The following is a 17,071-nucleotide window of genomic DNA, read 5'->3' on the forward strand; positions in this document are numbered from 1 at the left end:
AACGCGAAATGATACAAATGAGGCGCCCTTTCGCATCCTTCGCCGCAAGAAGAGAGCCCGTCGTGAAGCACCCCGCAAGAATCGCCGCCCTGGCCGTTGCCGCAACCGTCGCCGGCCTCGCCCTCACGCCCGCCGCCGCGCTCGCCAAGAGCGCTATCTCCGCCGCCGACTGGGCCGAGGCCGTGGCCGCCATGAACAGCCCCAGCTACTCCGCCTACTCCTCCACCACCGACGCCGTGGCCCTCTCCGACGACGCTTTCCCCGAGAAGTACGACCTGCGCGACCCCGACGGCGACGGCAACACCAGCGACTCCGTGGTCACCCCGGTCAAGTTCCAGAACCCCTGGGGCACCTGCTGGGGCTTCTCCGCCATCGCGGCCTCCGAGACGAGCATCCTGTCGTCCATGCAGGCTGACAACATGGACATCTCCGACGGCATCGACCTCTCCGAGCGCCATCTCACCTGGTTCGCCTACTCCAGCGCGCCCGAGTCCGTTGTGGGCTCGGCCCAGGCCGGCGAGGGCTTCCACAACGACACCGCCTCCGACAACTACGTCTACAACCTCGGCGGCCTTGCCGGATACGCCACCTCCGTCTTCGCCAGCGGCATCGGCCCCGTCCAGGAGTCCGACGTCCCCTACAAAAACGAGGAGGACATTGTCGAGGTCAAGGTTGTCAAGGACGGCATCCCCTTCTACGAGATCTTAGGCCTGTCCGAGCTTGAGGGCTACGCCAAGGAGCACACCAAGGCCGACGGCTACACCCTCTCCGCCTACTACTCCGAGACTCTCAAGGACGAGACGACCGAGGCCACCTGGAAGGTCGACGACAGCTACTACAACGTCAGCGCCTACGAGCTCGAGGAGAGCCACATCCTGCCCGAATGCGCCACCTTTGACGAGAGCAGCAACTACTCCCTGAACCAGGAGGGCGTCGACGCCATCAAGTCCGAGCTTCTCGCCGGCCGCGCCGTCTCCATCGCCTACAGGGCCGAGTCCTCCTACGCCAACGAGCCGAACGACCTCACCTATTTCAACATCGACACCTGGTCCAGCTACACCGACATCCCGACCGGGGCCAACCACGCCGTAACGATCGTGGGCTACGACGACACCTACTCCGCCGAGAACTTCATCGCCGCACACCGCCCCGACCACGACGGCGCCTGGCTCGTGAAGAACAGCTGGGGCTCGGAGGACTCCGACTTCCCCAACGAGAACGACTGGGGCATCGTCGACGAGAAGACCGGCAAGCACACCGGCTACTTCTGGCTGTCCTACTACGACCAGACCATCTGCTGCGCCGAGTCCTTCGTCTACGACCTCGACGCGACCTACCTCTCCGACGAGTTCTCCATCGACCAGTACGACTACCTGGTGGATGACACCACGCTCGAGAACGAATATGACGAGAAGACCAGCTCGGCCAACGTCTTTGTTGCCGAGCAGGACCAGATGCTGAGGGCGCTCACCTGCCGCACCGTTAAGCCCAACACCACGGTGACCTACGAGGTCTACCTGCTGGACGACGACGTCAAGAACCCCACCGACGGCAAGCTCGTGGCCACCGTGAGCGCCAACTATCAGTACGGGGGCTTCCACCGTGCGGCGCTTGACGAGAAGACCTATGTGCCCATGCGCGAGGGACAGCGCTACTCCGTCGTCACCACCCAGCACTGCGAGACGGACGGCAAGTACTACATCTGCGCCTCCACGAACCAGGCCAAGCTCACGGAGGAGCACTACGACGCGCTCTACCGCAAACTCGTCCAGCAGAAGTCCCAGGCGTTCCTGGAGAAGAAGAGGGAAGCTTGGGTCGAGCAGCTCGAAGCCTTCGGCAGCAGCAGGGAAGAGGCTGAGGCGCAGGCCGCCAAGGAGCTCGCCGAGTACATGAGCAGCGCCCAGTGGGACGAGGACTTCGAGAACATCGTGGAGCCCGAGGCCAAGAGCGAGGCCGACACCCAGCTCAACACCTACTACGTCGCCAAGGTCAACCCCGGCGAAAGCTACGTCGCAACGGACGGCTCCTGGGAGGACTGGTCCACGCTCGTCGAGGACGTCGCCAAGGACAACGCCGGCGCGGACAACGACGTCGTCGTCGACAACATGCCGATCAAGACTTACGCGGAGCTCAAGAGCTTTGCCAGCGTGGACGAGCTGAAGGCGCTGGCCGCCGCCATCGAGCGCGCCAAGGCCGCCTTGGCCAGCGCCAAGATAAGCGCCGACGGCTCCGACGTGCACCCGGCGGACACCTGGATGACACAGGCCGCCCACGACGCGCTGGCCGCCGCCATCGAGGAGGCCGAGCTCACGCTGGCCGAGGCGGGCGCCGACTACGCCACCACGCTTGCCGCGGACACCCCGGACTCCGAGGCCGTGCGCCAGGCCACCTCAATCCTTTCGACCGACGCGGTTAAGGCCGGCACTAAGCAGGCCGCCAAGGACGAACGGCCGGCAGGTGAGCAGGCAAAGGACGAGCGGCCGGCAAGCGAGCAGGCCGAGGGCGGGCATGTCGGCGACACCGCCGCGGCCGCGGGTGCCACCCCCAAGACCGGCGACGCGGGCGCGGGCGCCCCAGCCGCCGCGGGCCTTCTCGGCATCGCGGCGCTTCTTGCCAGCAAGCGCCGCGCCAAAGACTAACGACCCGAAGACCGTCCCCTTTCTGCAGCGGTTTGGGGACTGTCCCCTATTTGTAGGAGAGAGCATGAAGCAGTACATCGTCGATGCGTTTACCAGCGAGGCGTTTGCCGGCAACCCGGCGGCCGTCTGCGTGATGGACGCGTGGCCAACGGACGCGGGCATGATGCGCCTCACCGTCGAGAACAACCTGTCCGAGACCGCTTTCGTGGTGCGCGAGAGCGCGGGCTGGCACCTGCGCTGGTTCACGCCCGCGACCGAAGTCACTCTTTGCGGGCACGCCACGCTGGCGAGCGCCTTCGTCATCCTCAACATCGTGGAGCCGGGCGCGGCCGAGGTCCGCTTCAACACGCTTTCCGGCGAGCTCGCCGTGACGCGCGAGGACGACCTCTACCGTATGGACTTCCCCGTGGACGCCGCGCGCGAGATTCCCGTCACCGACGATATGACCGCGGCCTTTGGCGCGCGCCCCGCCCGCGCCTTTCTCGGCATGGACCTGCTCTGTGTGTTCGACGACGAGAAGACCGTGCGAGAAATGGCGCCTGACCAGGCGCTTCTTGCCAAGTTGCCGGGACGCATACAGAACCCGACGGCACCCGGCGCGGCGGGTTCCGGCATCGACTGCGTCTCGCGCAGCTTCGCGCCCAAGCTCGGCGTCGCCGAGGACCCGGTCTGCGGCTCGGCCCACTGCCTCATCGCCGACTACTGGGCCCGCGAGCTCGGCCGCCCGGACGTCCATGCCTACCAGGCGTCTCGTCGCGGCGGGCACCTCTACTGCACCGCACTCGGCGCCGGGCGCGTCGCCATTCGCGGCGCGGCCACCCTCGTGGCCACGGCCGACGTCGTCGCCCCACTCGACTAGCGGCGATCGCCTCCGCAAAGCCCCGGTGGAGGCCGTAGATTCGGAGTTCGTTCAGTTTTTCGATGGTTAAATTGGAACCGGTGAGTATAAGGGCCCGATTTTGGCCGCGTTTGCCCAGTTGGTGAACGGTTGATACTTGACGATTTGAATTTAATCATCGAAAAACTGAACGAACGTTGCGAGACAGGCCCGCGAGGCGCCCGACCCGCGCCCGCCCAGACGTAATGGGCGGCTGGCCACAGCGCATACTGGTACAAAGAAGCGCACACGCCACGCGACGCAACCGGAGGCCCTGTGGCACGTACCAAAAATCAGGCGATCGCTGAGGAAGGCGAGCTCTTTAGCACCCACATCGGCGGCGCGGCCGCCCTCGAGGGCGTCATGATACGCGGCAAGAAAAGCTGGGCAGTGGCCGTGCGGCGCGGAGCCGCGCAGGTCTCCGTGGACCATGCGTATGTTGACAATGAGCCCGCAGGCGCCGCATCGGCCATCACGCCATCGTCGCCGCAGGCAGCGGCCCCGGAGCCACCCGCGGCGGGACCCGCAATCGAGGGTCCAGCGACCGCCGCCGCAACCGCGACCGCCGTGCCCGATGCCGCCGCACCGCGGTGCCCGCGCCCCAACCCGACTCCGCAATCGCCCCGCTCGATATGGCCTTCTCCGCCAGAACGGACCCGCTTCTGGGCCTCGCCCTGTTCGTGGCCCTCCCGGTCTTTGCGGCAAACCTACTGCTAGGACCTCTAATCCCGCTGATTTGCGCATTTCTAAGGGTATGGCGTCGGTGAGAGACGATTCTCGGCAAATGCTGGCGGCAGGTGCGACAGGCCTGTCGCCAATGGCGGGCCGAGCAGCCGGCACCAGAGGCCTGCCACCAATGACCGTCACCCATGGCAGGCACGGCAGGTCCGTGCGCGGCGCACCCGCAAAAAGGACTGTCCCCTTTCTGCAGCGGTTTGGGGACTGTCCCCTATGCGCAGGTGGCGAGAGCCTCGCGGACGGCGGCGAGCTCGATCGGCTTGCCGACGTGGGCGTTCATGCCGGCGTTAAGGCAAGCCTGCTTATCCTCGGCAAACGCGTTGGCCGTCATGGCGATGATGCGCACCGTGGCGGCGTCGGCGCGGTGCAGCGCGCGGATCTGGCGTGTGGCCTCAAGGCCATCCATCACAGGCATCATCACGTCCATAAAGATAAAGTCAATGCTGCCCAGCTCAGAGGCCTTAAACGCGTCGAGCGCCTCCTGCCCGTTGCCGGCCTCGTTCACCACAAGGCCGAGCTCCTCGAGCATCATGTGCGCGATCTCCATGTTGAGCGCGTTGTCCTCGACCAGAAGCGCGCGGCAACCGGAAACGTCCACGCCCGTCGCCGGCGCGGGTATCGCCACCGGGTCCGCCGCGCTCTTGTCCAGGTCGAACGTCAGCGTGACCACGAACTGCGTGCCCACGTTCTCCTTGCTTGTGAACTCCAGCGAGCCGCCCATCTTCTCAACGAGGTCCTCGACGATAGAAAGCCCCAGGCCAGACCCGCTAAAGCTCGTGGTGGTCTGCTTGCCCTCCTGCGAGAACGGCTCGAAGGCGTGCTTCTGGAACTCCTCGCTCATGCCAAGGCCCGTGTCCTCGCAATGGAACTGATAAGTAGCGGTGTTGTCGTCGCTGGCGATCTCGTCGACGTAGACCTTCACCGTGCCGCCGGGGCGGTTGTACTTGACGGCGTTGCCCGCCAGGTTCATGAGCACGCGATTCACGTGCGTGGGGCTGCCCAGCAGGTTCATGTGGACCATGTGGCTCGCCTCGCGGCCGCCCACAAACGTAAGGCCGTTCTCGCTCGCGTTCGTCTCGACGACGGGCAGGCTCGCAAGCAGCATCTTTCCCAGGTGGAACGGCTTGTGCTCAAGCTCCATCGCGCCCGACTCCAGCTTGGAGAGGTCCAGCACGTTGTTTACCAAGTCGAGCAGGTAGTCGGCGGAGTGCAGGATCTTCTCCTTGCATTCGACCTGCTTGGCGGGGTCGTCCTCATAGCGATCCATGACGTGCATCATGCCGATGATGCCGTTTAAGGGCGTGCGGATGTCGTGGCTCATGCGACGCAGGAAACTCGTCTTGGACACGTTCGCGCGACGCGCCTCCTCGGCCGCCTTCTGCAGCTGGTCGCGCAGGTCGAGCTCGAGGCGCTTCTCGTCGGTAAAGTCACGGGCGCAGTAGAGCACCTCGGTCACGGCACCGGCCGCGTCGCGGCTCTTGGCGATGTAGCGCGACTGCAGCCAGCGGCCGTGCGTGTCGCGATACTCGGCCATGATGGTGTCGGAGGAACCCATGCGCTCGGCGACGGTGCTCACGTCGAAGAACTCGGCCATCTGGCCGCGCATCGATTCGGTGACAAAGGTATCCAGAACCGCGTCCACAACGTCGTCGATAGTGCCCTTCTTGCCCACAACCGAACTGACGAGCGGCGTGCTGTCTATGGTCGCATAGCTGTGATCAACAAGGTTTATCTGCAGAATCGTGGCATACATCGTCGCGAGCGCCGAGACGACCTCGGCGTGCTCTGTGGACTCGGTGAGCGCCTCCTGCAGACGCTTGTTGACCTCCACGATGGCATCCTGGTCCTGCTTCTCGCGGGCGCGGATGCGGTGGATGCGCCAGAAAGCGAGTCCAAGAAGACCGAGGACGATAAAACCTGCCACGATGCCCGTGTTCACGAGCGTCTGCTGACGGCTGGCGATGAAGGTGTAGGTGCCCTCCATGTCGGCCTCGATGCACAGCACACCCATGACCTCGCCCGTCTCGTTGGAGGTAATGGGGTAGCAGGCCGTAAAGATGTGGCCCCAGTCGGAGTCGATGATCTCTTGCGAATAGACCGCCTGACCAGCGAGCGCCTGCGAGATGTAGGGGACCATCTCGTCCTCAATGAGGTCGCCGGGGCGGCGGAAGTCGGATCCGGCCGACTCGCGGTCGAAGCCGTCGACCACATAGACCAGCTGCCCGTCCACGTTGCGCTTGGCCGTGTAGAAATAGCGGATGGAGTTCATGTTGCGGATCTGGTTGAGCCGGGCCTGGAGCTCCTCGTAGAGCTCGGTATCCATGTCGTCCGCGGTGTTTATCTGCGTGAAGTCCTCGTCGGAGAGCTGGCCGTTCAAGACGGCGTGCATGGCATCGGCGCGGGAGGTATTCTCCTCGACGGCGTTATCGAGGACCTCTTGGGCGAGCGTGGCCGTAAGGGCAGCAGTGTAGACGGCAAAAGCCAGCACCGCCACGAGGACGACGACGATGAAGATGGCCGAGTCCTTGGCGTGAGCTCGGAGCTTAGTCTGGGGCTGGGTCATGGGACCGCCTTGAGGTGAATGCGCTGCAGTTAGTTGACTAGTTTACCTTACCGGCATGCTGCTCACCTGCAAATAGGACTGTCCCTTTTCTGCAGCGGTTTGGGGACTGTCCCCTTTCTGCAGGCAAGGGCGCACAGGCCGGCAAAGGCCAGGACGGTCGCCAAAGCCACCGGGGACTCGTCGCCTGTGGTCGGTAAGCACGAGGTGCTTGAGCCGGCGTTTGTTTGCGTCGCGGTTGTCACAGCGGGGCCCGAGTCGGGCTCGGGATTGGGATCCGGGTCCGGATCGGGATCCGGGTCGGCGTCCGGGTCCGCCGGCGTCTTGGCGAACTCCTTCGTCAGTGCCCAGCGAACCTGCGTCGCCGGATCGTCGTCGTCGTAATCTACGCTGAAGTTCTGGCCGACCTCGAGCCACCTCTCGCCCAACCAGACGCCGCTGATGCCTTGGGCGTCGCCCAGCACGCTCGTCTCGCCCGTGGCCGGGTCGTAGAACACAACCTTGCCCACGCAGTTTCGATTGTTCTCCGTAACACTCAAGTTGGAGGTCGCGCAGGCGACGGTCCCGTTATCGGACACCTTAACCTCGCCGTTAAGTATGTAGAAGGACCCCAGCTCAATGGTGTCCAGCAGCTCTGCCTCAAGCGAGAAAACGCGCAGCTGGTTAACCAACTCCTTGCCGTCTGCGCCCGCATACACACGGCACAGCACATAAATCCTGCCGCCCGCCACCGTTGTGCCCGAGACAGCCAGGCAGTCCGGGATTGCAACGGACAAAGCACAGGCAACGCCTTCGCCGCCAGCAGCGAGCAGATCAGAGGTGCGATAGAAGCTCACCGCCTTGGCGTCCTGCTCGTCGGACACATTGACGACCGCGAAGACGTAGCCGTCCCCCGCGCCGCCAAGACAGGAAACGCTGCCCGAAAGGCCAAGCGGGATCGCGTCCAAATCGACGATCGCGCCGTCCACGTACCCCATACGGAGCATATCGGCGGTGCTGCAGCCCGAGTCCCAATACACCAGATTGCCATCCAGGCAGAAGAACCGGTAGGTAATCCGAAGCGCCGACACGTCGCGCGTCGCCAGGACCTTGCCGGACGAGAGCTCGATCCAAGCGATCCGGCACATCGTGAGGGGCGTGGAGCTGCCGTCGACCTTCGACGAGATGAGCGCCGCCATGCCATCGCCCAAATCGACCACCTTCATCGGGCCGTTCTCCGACTCGCCGAGAACGGCGGAGCGGTCCACAGAGACGCTGGTCGCGCTCTGCCCGTCCTCCCCAACGCGGTACAGCCGCAGGAAGTACGTCTGCTTATCCTTGTACGACTCGAAGAAGTACGCCCGACCATCGGGGTCCAGGGCCACCTCCGAGGTCACGTAGCTGGTGAACCACCCTGCTTTGGGCCCCTCGTAGACACCGGACTTGTCGATAGGAACAAAATTGCCGGCGGCGCTCAACGGCACGCGAATCTCGTCGGACATCACCGATTTGCCGTTCTCGTCGGTCCCGATGTCAAAGACGCCCGCGACGACCACGAGCTCGAACTTGGAGCCGCTCGGCAACGTGCCCGGGTTGCAATACACGTCGACCGTCATCACGCCGCTCGCAAGGTCGTAGGCCCAGTCGACCGGGTACTTCTCGCCGCCGACCTCGAGGTAAACGGATTCCGAGGGGCTATAATACTGCGCCGCCGGCCACGTCGACTTGAGCTGGAAATGGTTCGCGCCGGTAATGCCCTCGCTCTTGGTGAGCTCCAGCGTAAACGTGGCATCTTCGGACTTCTTGGTCCACGAGCACTTGACCTGCGCCGAGTCGTCGGCCTCGGACACGATCTCGAAGGTAACGCCGGTATAGCCGATCTCTTGGCTGCCCATCGTGTTCGACGAGGGGTTCGTCGTCGGCGAGACGACGTCGCCCTTGTGCATGAAGGCGCCTAACTCCATCCCAAAGCCGCCGAGCTTGGGGTCGAGCACCTCAAAGAGCTGGTTTCCCGAGTAGCCGTACGTGCAATTCGACTTCTTGAAGTCGGTTTTGTTGTCATTGAGTTCCGCCATCACGCGAAACGCGCGCACGCCGTGGCCCAGGGGGCTGGCGCCGTCGCTGATCGCCTGATTGCCCGCGGCATGGTCGAATTGAAGCAGGTAGAAGGTGCAGAACAGGTTGCCGTCGAGGATTCTCTTGTCCGAGGAGACGACCGCGACGCCGCCCGTCTTGTCGTAGATGTCGCTGGTATATGCTGCCAAATCAATCGTAGCGGAGTCGTCGTAGTGCGCCACCTCGCCGGTGCCTCGGCGCACGTCGACGCCGGACTCGCTCACGTACACAAACGTGATGTCCTCGGGGTCGAGCCAGCCCAAAAGCCACTTGAAGAACCCGTTCTGGTCGCCCTCGTTCGTGCTCATCATGTCGAAGGTGCCCACTCCATGGCCAGTGGGGTTTGATTTGTAGGCGTAGAGGTCCGGGAGCCCCAACAGGTGCCCCGTCTCGTGAATCACCGTGCGGAGAAATAGAGCGGCTGCGCCATCGGCGGCGATGGTGTTGATTTTTGAGCAGCCGCATACCTTCTTGCCATCGAGCTGAAGGCCCGCGAGCTCCGCAAGATAGCCCGTGTCGAATTTGCTCGGCCACCACGTCGACCCCCATTCCCCGTTGGGGCCCGCGTACTGGAAGTAAACGGAATCGATGTAGCCGTCGTTGTTTGCGTCGAAATCGGCAAAGCATACGTCGTCGTCGATCGCCCGAAGCGCCTCGACGAACAGGGCCTGGGGGACACTAGAGCCCTCGTAGTGCGAGCGCGGGAATTTTGCCGTGTAGTTGACGACCTGCGAGACCTGAATGTCCAGCTTGCCGTAAGACGCGCGCTGGTAGTAGGCGTGCAGGCTCTCGTAGGGATACAGCGCGCTCGAGGAGTCGGCCTCGCCGTTGAAGGCCTGCAGGAGCTGTTCGTCGGTCTCGTCAGCCGGGATGGTCATGGCCTCCTCGGAGCCGTCCTCGCTTGCCGGGAAGCTGATGCGAATAACGATGCCGCGAACCTCGCCGACGGTGGAAAGACCGAGCGGGGTCGAGCTCGGCGGCTGCTGGAGCGTGCTGCCCGTGTCGTCGACGCTCTCCAGCACGGACGCCAGCGAGACGGCATCGGAGCCCCCCAATCGGGCCTGGGCCTGGGCAAGAAGCGCCGGCGAGACTTCTTGGTTGCCGGCGCACGTAAAGACGCGGGCATCATCGGCAAGCGCGGTTCCGGGCGCGAGCAGCGCGGCGGCGAGCAGCGCGACCGCGGCCGCAAGGCGACGGCCGCGGGCAAAAGACTTGGCCATGGGAGCTCCTTTCAAAAGAATCCGACGCAGGGCAAATGCGTTGCTGGGTCAACGACTAAACGCTCCGGTTGCCTCTCTCACCTGCAAAAGGGACTGTCCCTTTTGCAGGTCAGGCGGGCGACGGTGGAGACGACGAGATCGATGTCCAAGGGCTTTGCCAGGTGCGCATCCATACCTGCGTCGAGGCAGCGGCGCTCGTCTTCCTTGAAGGCGTTGGCCGTCATGGCGATGATGGGCACGCCGGCGGCATCGGGGTGGTCCAGCGCGCGGATAGCCGCGGTGGCCTCGTAGCCGTTCATCTTGGGCATCATGATGTCCATCAACACCGCGTCAAACGCGCCAGGCTCGGCCTCGCCAAACATGCGTACCGCAAGCTCGCCGTTGTCCACAGGCACCACCTTGGCGCCGCGGTCCTCAAGCAGCGTCGTTGCAATCTCAGCGTTGAGCTCGTTGTCCTCCACCAACATCAGCGTGAGGCCTGCGATGCTGGCCTCGGCCGCCGCGTCGCCTGTGCCCGTCGAGCCGTCCTGCCCCGCCTCGTCGCCCGCGGCCGCAGGCTCCGGCGCCACGTCGAACGGAATTGTAAAGACGAACGTTGAGCCCACGCCCTTCTCGCTTGAGACCTCGATGCTGCCGCCCATCTTGTCCAGCAGCTTCTTGACGATGGACATGCCCAAGCCCGTGCCCTGGTAATGCGTACGAGGATCGGAGTCCGAACCCTCCTGCGCAAACGGGTCGAAGAGGTGCTCCACGAACTCCCGGCTCATGCCGATGCCCGTGTCCTCAATGGTCCAGCGATAAACAACCTGCTGATCATCGCAGCGCAGGCACTCCATCGACGTGGTCACCGAGCCGCCGGGGCGGTTGTACTTGATGCAGTTGCCGTAGATGTTGAGGAAGATCTGGCGCAGGTGCAGCGGGCTCGTGTAGACCCACGCGGTGCCAGAATCCTGATGCCCGAGCTTCATCGAGACGCCCGCCTCGATGGCGCGGCCCGACACCATGGTGGCGGTGCTCAGGCAGATCTCGGTAAGGTCGCACGGCTCGTGGGCCAGCTCGATGTTGCCTTGGTCGAGCCTGCTCATCTCGAGGACGTCGTTGATCAGGCTCAGCAGGTGGTTCGCCGAGACGCGCATCTTGCCCTCGTTGTCGACAATGAGCCGCTGGTCATCGGCGTGTTCGCGGTTGATCTCCAACAGACCGATGATGCCGTTTAGGGGCGTGCGGATGTCGTGGCTCATGCGGCTGAGGAACTCGGACTTTGCCGCGTTGGCGCTCTCGGCGGCAAGCTTCGCCTGCGTGAGGGCGTCGCGGCGGGCAGCCTCCTCGCGCTCCTGCACGTCCACGTCGCGCATCGCGATGATGATGTTGTCCGGGTTATCGTCGTACATGCGGATGGCCTGGTACTCCACGGCAATGACGTTCTCGCCGTCGAAACACAGGTGATAACGCTTGACGTAGCTGCGGTTCTCGGCAAGGTAGGCGCGAAGGCGAGAGATGCCGAAATCCTCGCGGATGGCCTGCGCGTCTGTTAGCACCACGTAGCGCGCGGTAAAGGCATCGACTGCGTACTCGTAGCCCAGAACGCCCGAGGCGGTGTCGGCGATGTTGGAGCGCTTGTACTCCGGATCGATCTTTACGACCTCCACCAGGTCTCGAGACAGGTCGGCGTGGAAGATGGCCAGGTAGTGCTCTCCCAAGGCCTGGGCAACTGAGCGGTTCTCCTCGAGATCGCGGCGGGCCTGATCGGCGTCGGCGAGTGCCCGCTTGAGACTCTCGTTTTCCTGCTCGGCCGCAAGGGCGTCCTCCAGCGCGCTCGTCTGGATGAGGTAGAAGAAGAAAATAGTTGCAAAGACTATGGCCGTGCGGCTGATGTTGCCCGTGCCGTAATAGGTCTCGGCAATTGCCGCGCCGATGGTGTACACGACGATGAGCCACAAGACCCAAGTGTCCATGCGGCGGCGGGTACCATGGCAAAAGATCGCCACGAAGACGAGCGCGACGAGGTAAACGATCAGGCAGGCGATAAAAATCAGCCCGAGCGGCCCGCGATGAAAGTTGTTTGTTGGGGAGTAGAAGTAGAACAGATCGGTAAAGAAAACCGAGAATCCGGCGACAGCGCTCGCAATAAGCGGCAGGTAGAGCACTGCGCTTTGACGCGGCTTGCGCTTTGCGGGCAAGAACATTTTGATGAGCATCAAAAGGATTGCCGGCCGCGCGGTGTACCCAAGCGCGCTAAAGAGCCCGCGGGTGGACGTGTAGTACGGGAGATTCCCGAGCGCCGCCTCGATGTTGTAGCAGACGAGCTCCGCGATCTCGAGCGTCAGCACCGCACAGAAGAGCATGCGGGTGCGGCGGTCAATCGTCTTGCTGCGGTAAAGGATAAGGAAGAGGAACACGAGGCCGACGATGGGCGTGAAGTTATAGAGCCAGAACTCGTTGATGCCCATGGCGCGCCCCCCTCGCAATCTTTGCACTCAATTGTAGCGCAGCGAGCGCGCCGCGCGTTTGGGCGCAAAACGGTCATTTCCGGCCTGATTTTGACGGTGAAATGACCGTTTTACGCCCAAATTCCGGCGCGCCCGACTGTTCGCGGCGATGAAGCCGCTAGCCGCGAAGCCAGGTGTACTTCTCGACGCTATAGAGCGGTACGAAGGGCAGGATGATGGGCACGCGGCGCACGTAGGCCTGGTACTCGGGGTCGGCGCCGTAGTTCTTGTTTTGGCGGATCTCCAGGCGGCGCGCGCCGCCGAACATCACGTAGACGATGCCCACCCAGCCAAAAAGCGCGGCGGCCCACTGCCACGGCGTCTGCATGGCGCCGAGGCCCGAGACGAGCATGCCCGTCCAAGTGAGAACCTCACCCAGGTAGTTAGGGCAGCGGACGAAGGAATAGAGGCCCGTGTCCACGAAGCGGTGCGGGTTCACCTTCTTGGCGGCGTTCTTCTGGAGGTCGGCGGCGGCCTCAAGCGCAATGCCGCAGATGGCGATCGCGGCGCCGATCACGCCGAGCGCGTCGACCCCGACGCCCGCCTGCAGGCGCCAGAGCACCGGCGACGCCTCGCACGCGTAGAGCAGCGCGCAGGTGAGCCAGATCACGACGAGCAGCGGCAGCGGGTAGGCGGCCGAGCCGCCGGCGGCGTTGAGCACCTTGTTGTAGTTGGCGTTGTTGAGCTCGCGATAGACAAGGTAGCTGCCCAGGCGCACGCCGTATACAACGAGCAGCAGGCAGAGCGCCACGCTGGCCGCGTCCGCCGCGCCCCAATGCATGACGAGAAGCGCCGCGCCGATGGCCGCCATGGAAAAGCCATAGCCCAGTGAAAGGAACCACACGAACTTCTTGAAGCCGGAAGAGCTAATGAGCGCGGCGATGATGAACAGGGCGAAGAACTTCATGGGCGAGCCAATCTGACGCGGATGTTGCGAATTTATGCGACAGCCATGGTACGCCAATGCTGGCGGGGCGACGGCCCTCCCCGCCCACCGCGACGGGATGTTTTATCGGAGGCGGCGGAAGGGTTCTTGTGGCGGTAGAGGCACTTGACAGCGGCCTCGATGAGCTCCTGCTCGGTTCCGTTTCAGGTGTAGAAGTTGCGCGACCACCACCAATCGTCGCACTTGTCACAGCGATAGACAAGGCCGTCGTCGTAGACGGGGTTGCCGCAGCGCGTGCACTTGCAGTAGAGAATCGCGCCACCGTCAAAATCGTCAAGAGCGTCCTTATAGACGCCGATGGTCTTGCTGTTGCGCCCGTTGATAAACTTGCTGCCGTGGTGGCAAAAGCCGCCGCCCGGCACGCTGCTCAGCTCTTCATCGGTCATTGGAGGCTCGGCGTTGGCGGTGACGTTGGCGTTGTTCTTGTTGCTCATGGCGGGCCCTTTCGTTGGCCGGACTTCCTCCGTTGGCTTGCATGATGCGACCCCGAGCGCATCAACAGCGCACCATTACCTCTGAGCCGCGGCTTTAAGCGCGGCCTGGAGCGCCGGGTCCACGGCAAACAGGTACAGGCCGTGGACGCCGCGCTTAAGAAGAACATTCAACTCGTTATGCAGGTTCTGCTCTGAGTAGTCGGGCCTGCCCTCGCGCTTGTTCGTGGCCGCGCTGCTGCAACTTGTGCTTCGGTCGAAGACAACACGGCCTTCGCGCAGCTTGACGGAGGGCCCGATGATCGCACCAGCGTAATTGAGGTCAAAGCCCTGGATGGTAAAGGTCGAGCCAACCTCATCGACGGTCTCGGGCCGCTCGGCCCACGACTTCTTGCCAAGGCCGGCGCTGCCGTTGGACGAGATACCGTAGTTCCATGGCAGGCAGAAGCGCTCGGAACCGGACCCGGCGTCCGCGCTACCGGCTATGTAGCCGCGGTTGTCGCCGTCGAGAAGGCCCGTGGCCCAACGGCCATCCTTCTCGCGATGCATCTCCACACACCAGCGGCCGTTGGGCTCACCGGGGTTCTTTGCGCTGGCATATGGCCAGTCGTACGTGGCCAGCAGGCGAGAAAGGCCGTGCTCGCCTTCCTCGGTCACCTTGCCCTTGATGACCTGGTGAAGGTCAACGGGCGAATCTACGACGCGAATCTGGTACTTCTCGCCTGCGGGAATGGGGCCGATGGGGCGGCCGTCGATTAGATCGTTTATCCACTGGACCGTCGCGTTGCTGGCGTCGATGCGAAACTGCTGCTTGAGCACGATCGATGCTCGCTGAATCCGGACGCCGCCGAGATCAACCTCGGAAAATGCAGCCTCATTGCCGTCCGTGCCCGTGCCGCGTCCGTGCCCGCGCCGCCGTCCGCGGCCACGTCAGCGCCCGCGTCGTCGGCCTCCCCCACCAGCGCCGTCAGCATCTGGACGTCCCACTGCTGCCTGGTCTCCAAGATCTGGGCCGCCCCACTGCTGCGCGCCCTCCAGGATCTGGGCCGGGTCAAAGACGGCAACGGTCACCTTGGCGCGGCGCATGACGTCCAAGAGCATGTTGTGGCCCTGATAGGCCTGGTTGCCCTGGGTGCGCAGCAGGTGGGCCTCGTCGATAAGGGCGATGTCCGTGCGGCCGCTCGGCGCCGCAACATCGACAATCTTTGACGTATCGCTGACAGAGGGCTTCTTGTTGTTTAAACGATTGATGAAAGTCACCGGCTTGAGAGCAACCTGCCCCCCCTTCATCTACAGGCCGAGCTTCACCGCAATCTGGTCGTAGACGCGCCTCTGCTCGTCGTGGTTGACGAGCAGGAAAGCCTAGTGGACGGCGTCTGCGCCAGATCCGTCCGGGACCTGCGCGAACTGGGTGGCCAGCTCGTTGAACAGGTGGCTGACCAGCGCTGTCTTGCCCGTGCCCACGGCGCCTTGGACCAGCACGAGCCTTCCGTAGGCGCCCGGCTCCAAGTCCTCTTCGAGGGCCGCGTGCAGCACGTCGATGACGGTGCGCTCCGCCGCGGCCTGCTCAGGGGGCAGCTCGTGGAACGTCAACGTCTAGAACAGCGCGGATTCCCGGATGACGCGCTCCAGCGGGAACAGCTCCGGCAGTCGGCGGTGCAGCTTGCGCCACGCCTTGCTAAAGATCGGGTTCAGCTCCGAGCGCGTGCAGTACCGACCCTGCGAGTTCTCGCGGCGGTTGTTCAGGCGCTTGACCGAGTTGACCCCCCAGCAGGTGGTGCATCACGCGGTTCTCGAAGTCCAAGACCAGGGACTTGTTGAAGTGCGGGCACCCGATCACAAACTGGCGAACGGGCTCGGAGCCGGCGTCCACTTTACGCGCCCCGAGTCGTAAAGGTCATAAGGGCTGCAGTCGGCAACAAGGGGAGACGCTGCCACGGGCATGCTAGAGCCGTGTGCTTGCGAGAGTTGCCGCGGGCGAGCTCGACAGGATACTTAGCGCCGTTGGCCTGGACCTTGGCGTCGACCATTTGCGGGACGTCCCCCACCGATGGCATCGGCCGGGTAGATAGCGTAGAGCATCACGCCCGCGAGCTCCTCGCGCACGGCAAACGACGTGTCCGAGCCCGGCCACTGAAAGCACTCGAGCAGCTCAGAGGCCTCGATGGAAATGGACGCGGCAAGGCCTATGGGGTTGTGGAACTGCGCCCAGCCCCTCTCGCCGCGAAACGCGAGCGCCCGGCGGCGTGCTTCCTCAAACTCCATGCGGCCTCCTGCGGTAGGCGTTTGCTGCCATTGTAGGGCAGGCCGGGCGGGCCGCGCCTTGGGACCGGGAGCAGCGGCGGCTTTACGGGGTCCGGCGCCCTTTGCGGCAACAAACTCGGCCGAGTGCGCACCTTAATTCGGCTGTGCCCGATAAGCGCCCGATTTTCGCGCGTACGAAACCGCATCAACTGGGCAAATGCAGACGTCGCGCGGCCCCTACCCGGCGCCCCCGAATTAAGGTGCGCACTCGACGAAGTTTGTGCGCCACGGCCGGCCTCCCCGCGCAACGCAACGCCAAAAACGCCGCCCCAGACGCGGACGGACGCCCTCTCCACCCGGCTGTTCGCCGAAAACAGCCCTTTGATGCGCTCGCCGGCGCATCATGTAATTGCCCGCAAGGCAGCGGGCGCACACAGCAACACGCAATCAGGCACACGCAACGCGCAAAGGAGCGCATCATGACCGACCAGAAGCAGAACCCGAACCAGAACCTCGACGCCGAGATTTCCGACACCGACCTCAACGAGGTCTCCGGCGGCGGCGACAGAAGCCTCTTCTGGCCCATCGTCGCGTCCACGCCCACCTCGGTCGCGAACGCTGCCGACGACTCCGTCCTGCCCGAGGATCTGCTTTCCGTAACCTACAACAGGAAAAGGTCCGGCGGCAATCGTTAAAGCGGCCGCGCCGACGCCCAAGCGCCGCGCGATCCAGACACAGGCCCGGGGCCGGGAGCGACTCGCTCTCGGTCCTTTTTTTGGGCTCTTCGGGGTTTCGTGTGGGTTCCCAAATACATAAACACGCCTGAATAGCAG

Annotated in this window: 12 protein-coding genes; 3 read left to right on the forward strand and 9 right to left on the reverse strand. The window is 63.9% G+C overall.

Annotated features, from left to right (window positions below; all coding sequences use genetic code 11):
- Positions 1–62: 62 nt before the first annotated feature.
- Positions 63–2,639: a lectin like domain-containing protein gene (locus tag U5709_RS06850; RefSeq protein WP_321973065.1), complete on the forward strand. Its 2,577-nt coding sequence runs from the start codon at positions 63–65 to the stop codon at positions 2,637–2,639.
- Between the two features lie 64 nt (positions 2,640–2,703).
- Positions 2,704–3,498 carry a PhzF family phenazine biosynthesis protein gene (locus U5709_RS06855; RefSeq protein WP_321971832.1) on the forward strand — a complete coding sequence of 265 codons (795 nt, stop codon included), beginning with the start codon at positions 2,704–2,706 and terminating at the stop codon, positions 3,496–3,498.
- 967 nt (positions 3,499–4,465) lie between these two features.
- Here U5709_RS06855 and U5709_RS06860 read toward each other — a convergent pair.
- The 9 genes from U5709_RS06860 to U5709_RS06900 form a co-directional block, all read right to left on the reverse strand.
- The gene (locus U5709_RS06860) at positions 4,466–6,817 is read right to left on the reverse strand and encodes a hybrid sensor histidine kinase/response regulator (protein ID WP_321973066.1); all 2,352 of its coding nucleotides are present in this window, start codon (positions 6,815–6,817) and stop codon (positions 4,466–4,468) included.
- 62 nt (positions 6,818–6,879) lie between these two features.
- Positions 6,880–10,128 (reverse strand): M6 family metalloprotease domain-containing protein, encoded by a 3,249-nt coding sequence (locus U5709_RS06865; protein ID WP_321973067.1) that lies wholly within the window; start codon positions 10,126–10,128, stop codon positions 6,880–6,882.
- 77 nt (positions 10,129–10,205) lie between these two features.
- On the reverse strand, positions 10,206–12,578 hold the full coding sequence (locus U5709_RS06870) for an ATP-binding protein (protein WP_321971829.1): 2,373 nt from the start codon (positions 12,576–12,578) through the stop codon (positions 10,206–10,208).
- 157 nt (positions 12,579–12,735) lie between these two features.
- Entirely contained in the window at positions 12,736–13,524 is a 789-nt protein-coding gene (locus U5709_RS06875; protein ID WP_321971828.1) for a DUF1295 domain-containing protein, read from the reverse strand.
- 182 nt (positions 13,525–13,706) lie between these two features.
- Entirely contained in the window at positions 13,707–13,997 is a 291-nt protein-coding gene (locus U5709_RS06880; protein ID WP_321973068.1) for a hypothetical protein, read from the reverse strand.
- 75 nt (positions 13,998–14,072) lie between these two features.
- Complete coding sequence (locus U5709_RS06885) at positions 14,073–14,813, reverse strand: DNA/RNA helicase domain-containing protein (protein ID WP_321973069.1); 741 nt, start codon at positions 14,811–14,813, stop codon at positions 14,073–14,075.
- A 111-nt stretch (positions 14,814–14,924) separates the two neighbouring features.
- A complete protein-coding gene (locus U5709_RS06890) occupies positions 14,925–15,284 on the reverse strand; it encodes a DNA/RNA helicase domain-containing protein (RefSeq protein WP_321973070.1) in 360 nt (119 codons plus the stop codon).
- A 72-nt stretch (positions 15,285–15,356) separates the two neighbouring features.
- Positions 15,357–15,587 carry a hypothetical protein gene (locus U5709_RS06895; protein ID WP_321971825.1) on the reverse strand — a complete coding sequence of 77 codons (231 nt, stop codon included), beginning with the start codon at positions 15,585–15,587 and terminating at the stop codon, positions 15,357–15,359.
- Between the two features lie 402 nt (positions 15,588–15,989).
- Positions 15,990–16,259: a hypothetical protein gene (locus tag U5709_RS06900; RefSeq protein WP_321971824.1), complete on the reverse strand. Its 270-nt coding sequence runs from the start codon at positions 16,257–16,259 to the stop codon at positions 15,990–15,992.
- A gap of 458 nt (positions 16,260–16,717) precedes the next feature.
- Here U5709_RS06900 and U5709_RS06905 point away from each other — a divergent pair, with 458 nt between their 5' ends.
- Positions 16,718–16,933, forward strand: a complete 216-nt coding sequence (locus U5709_RS06905) for a hypothetical protein (protein ID WP_321973071.1) — start codon at positions 16,718–16,720, stop codon at positions 16,931–16,933.
- The last annotated feature ends 138 nt before the right edge of the window (positions 16,934–17,071 follow it).

It is taken from the genome of Paratractidigestivibacter sp. (assembly GCF_963660155.1).
Lineage (GTDB): Bacteria > Actinomycetota > Coriobacteriia > Coriobacteriales > Atopobiaceae > Paratractidigestivibacter.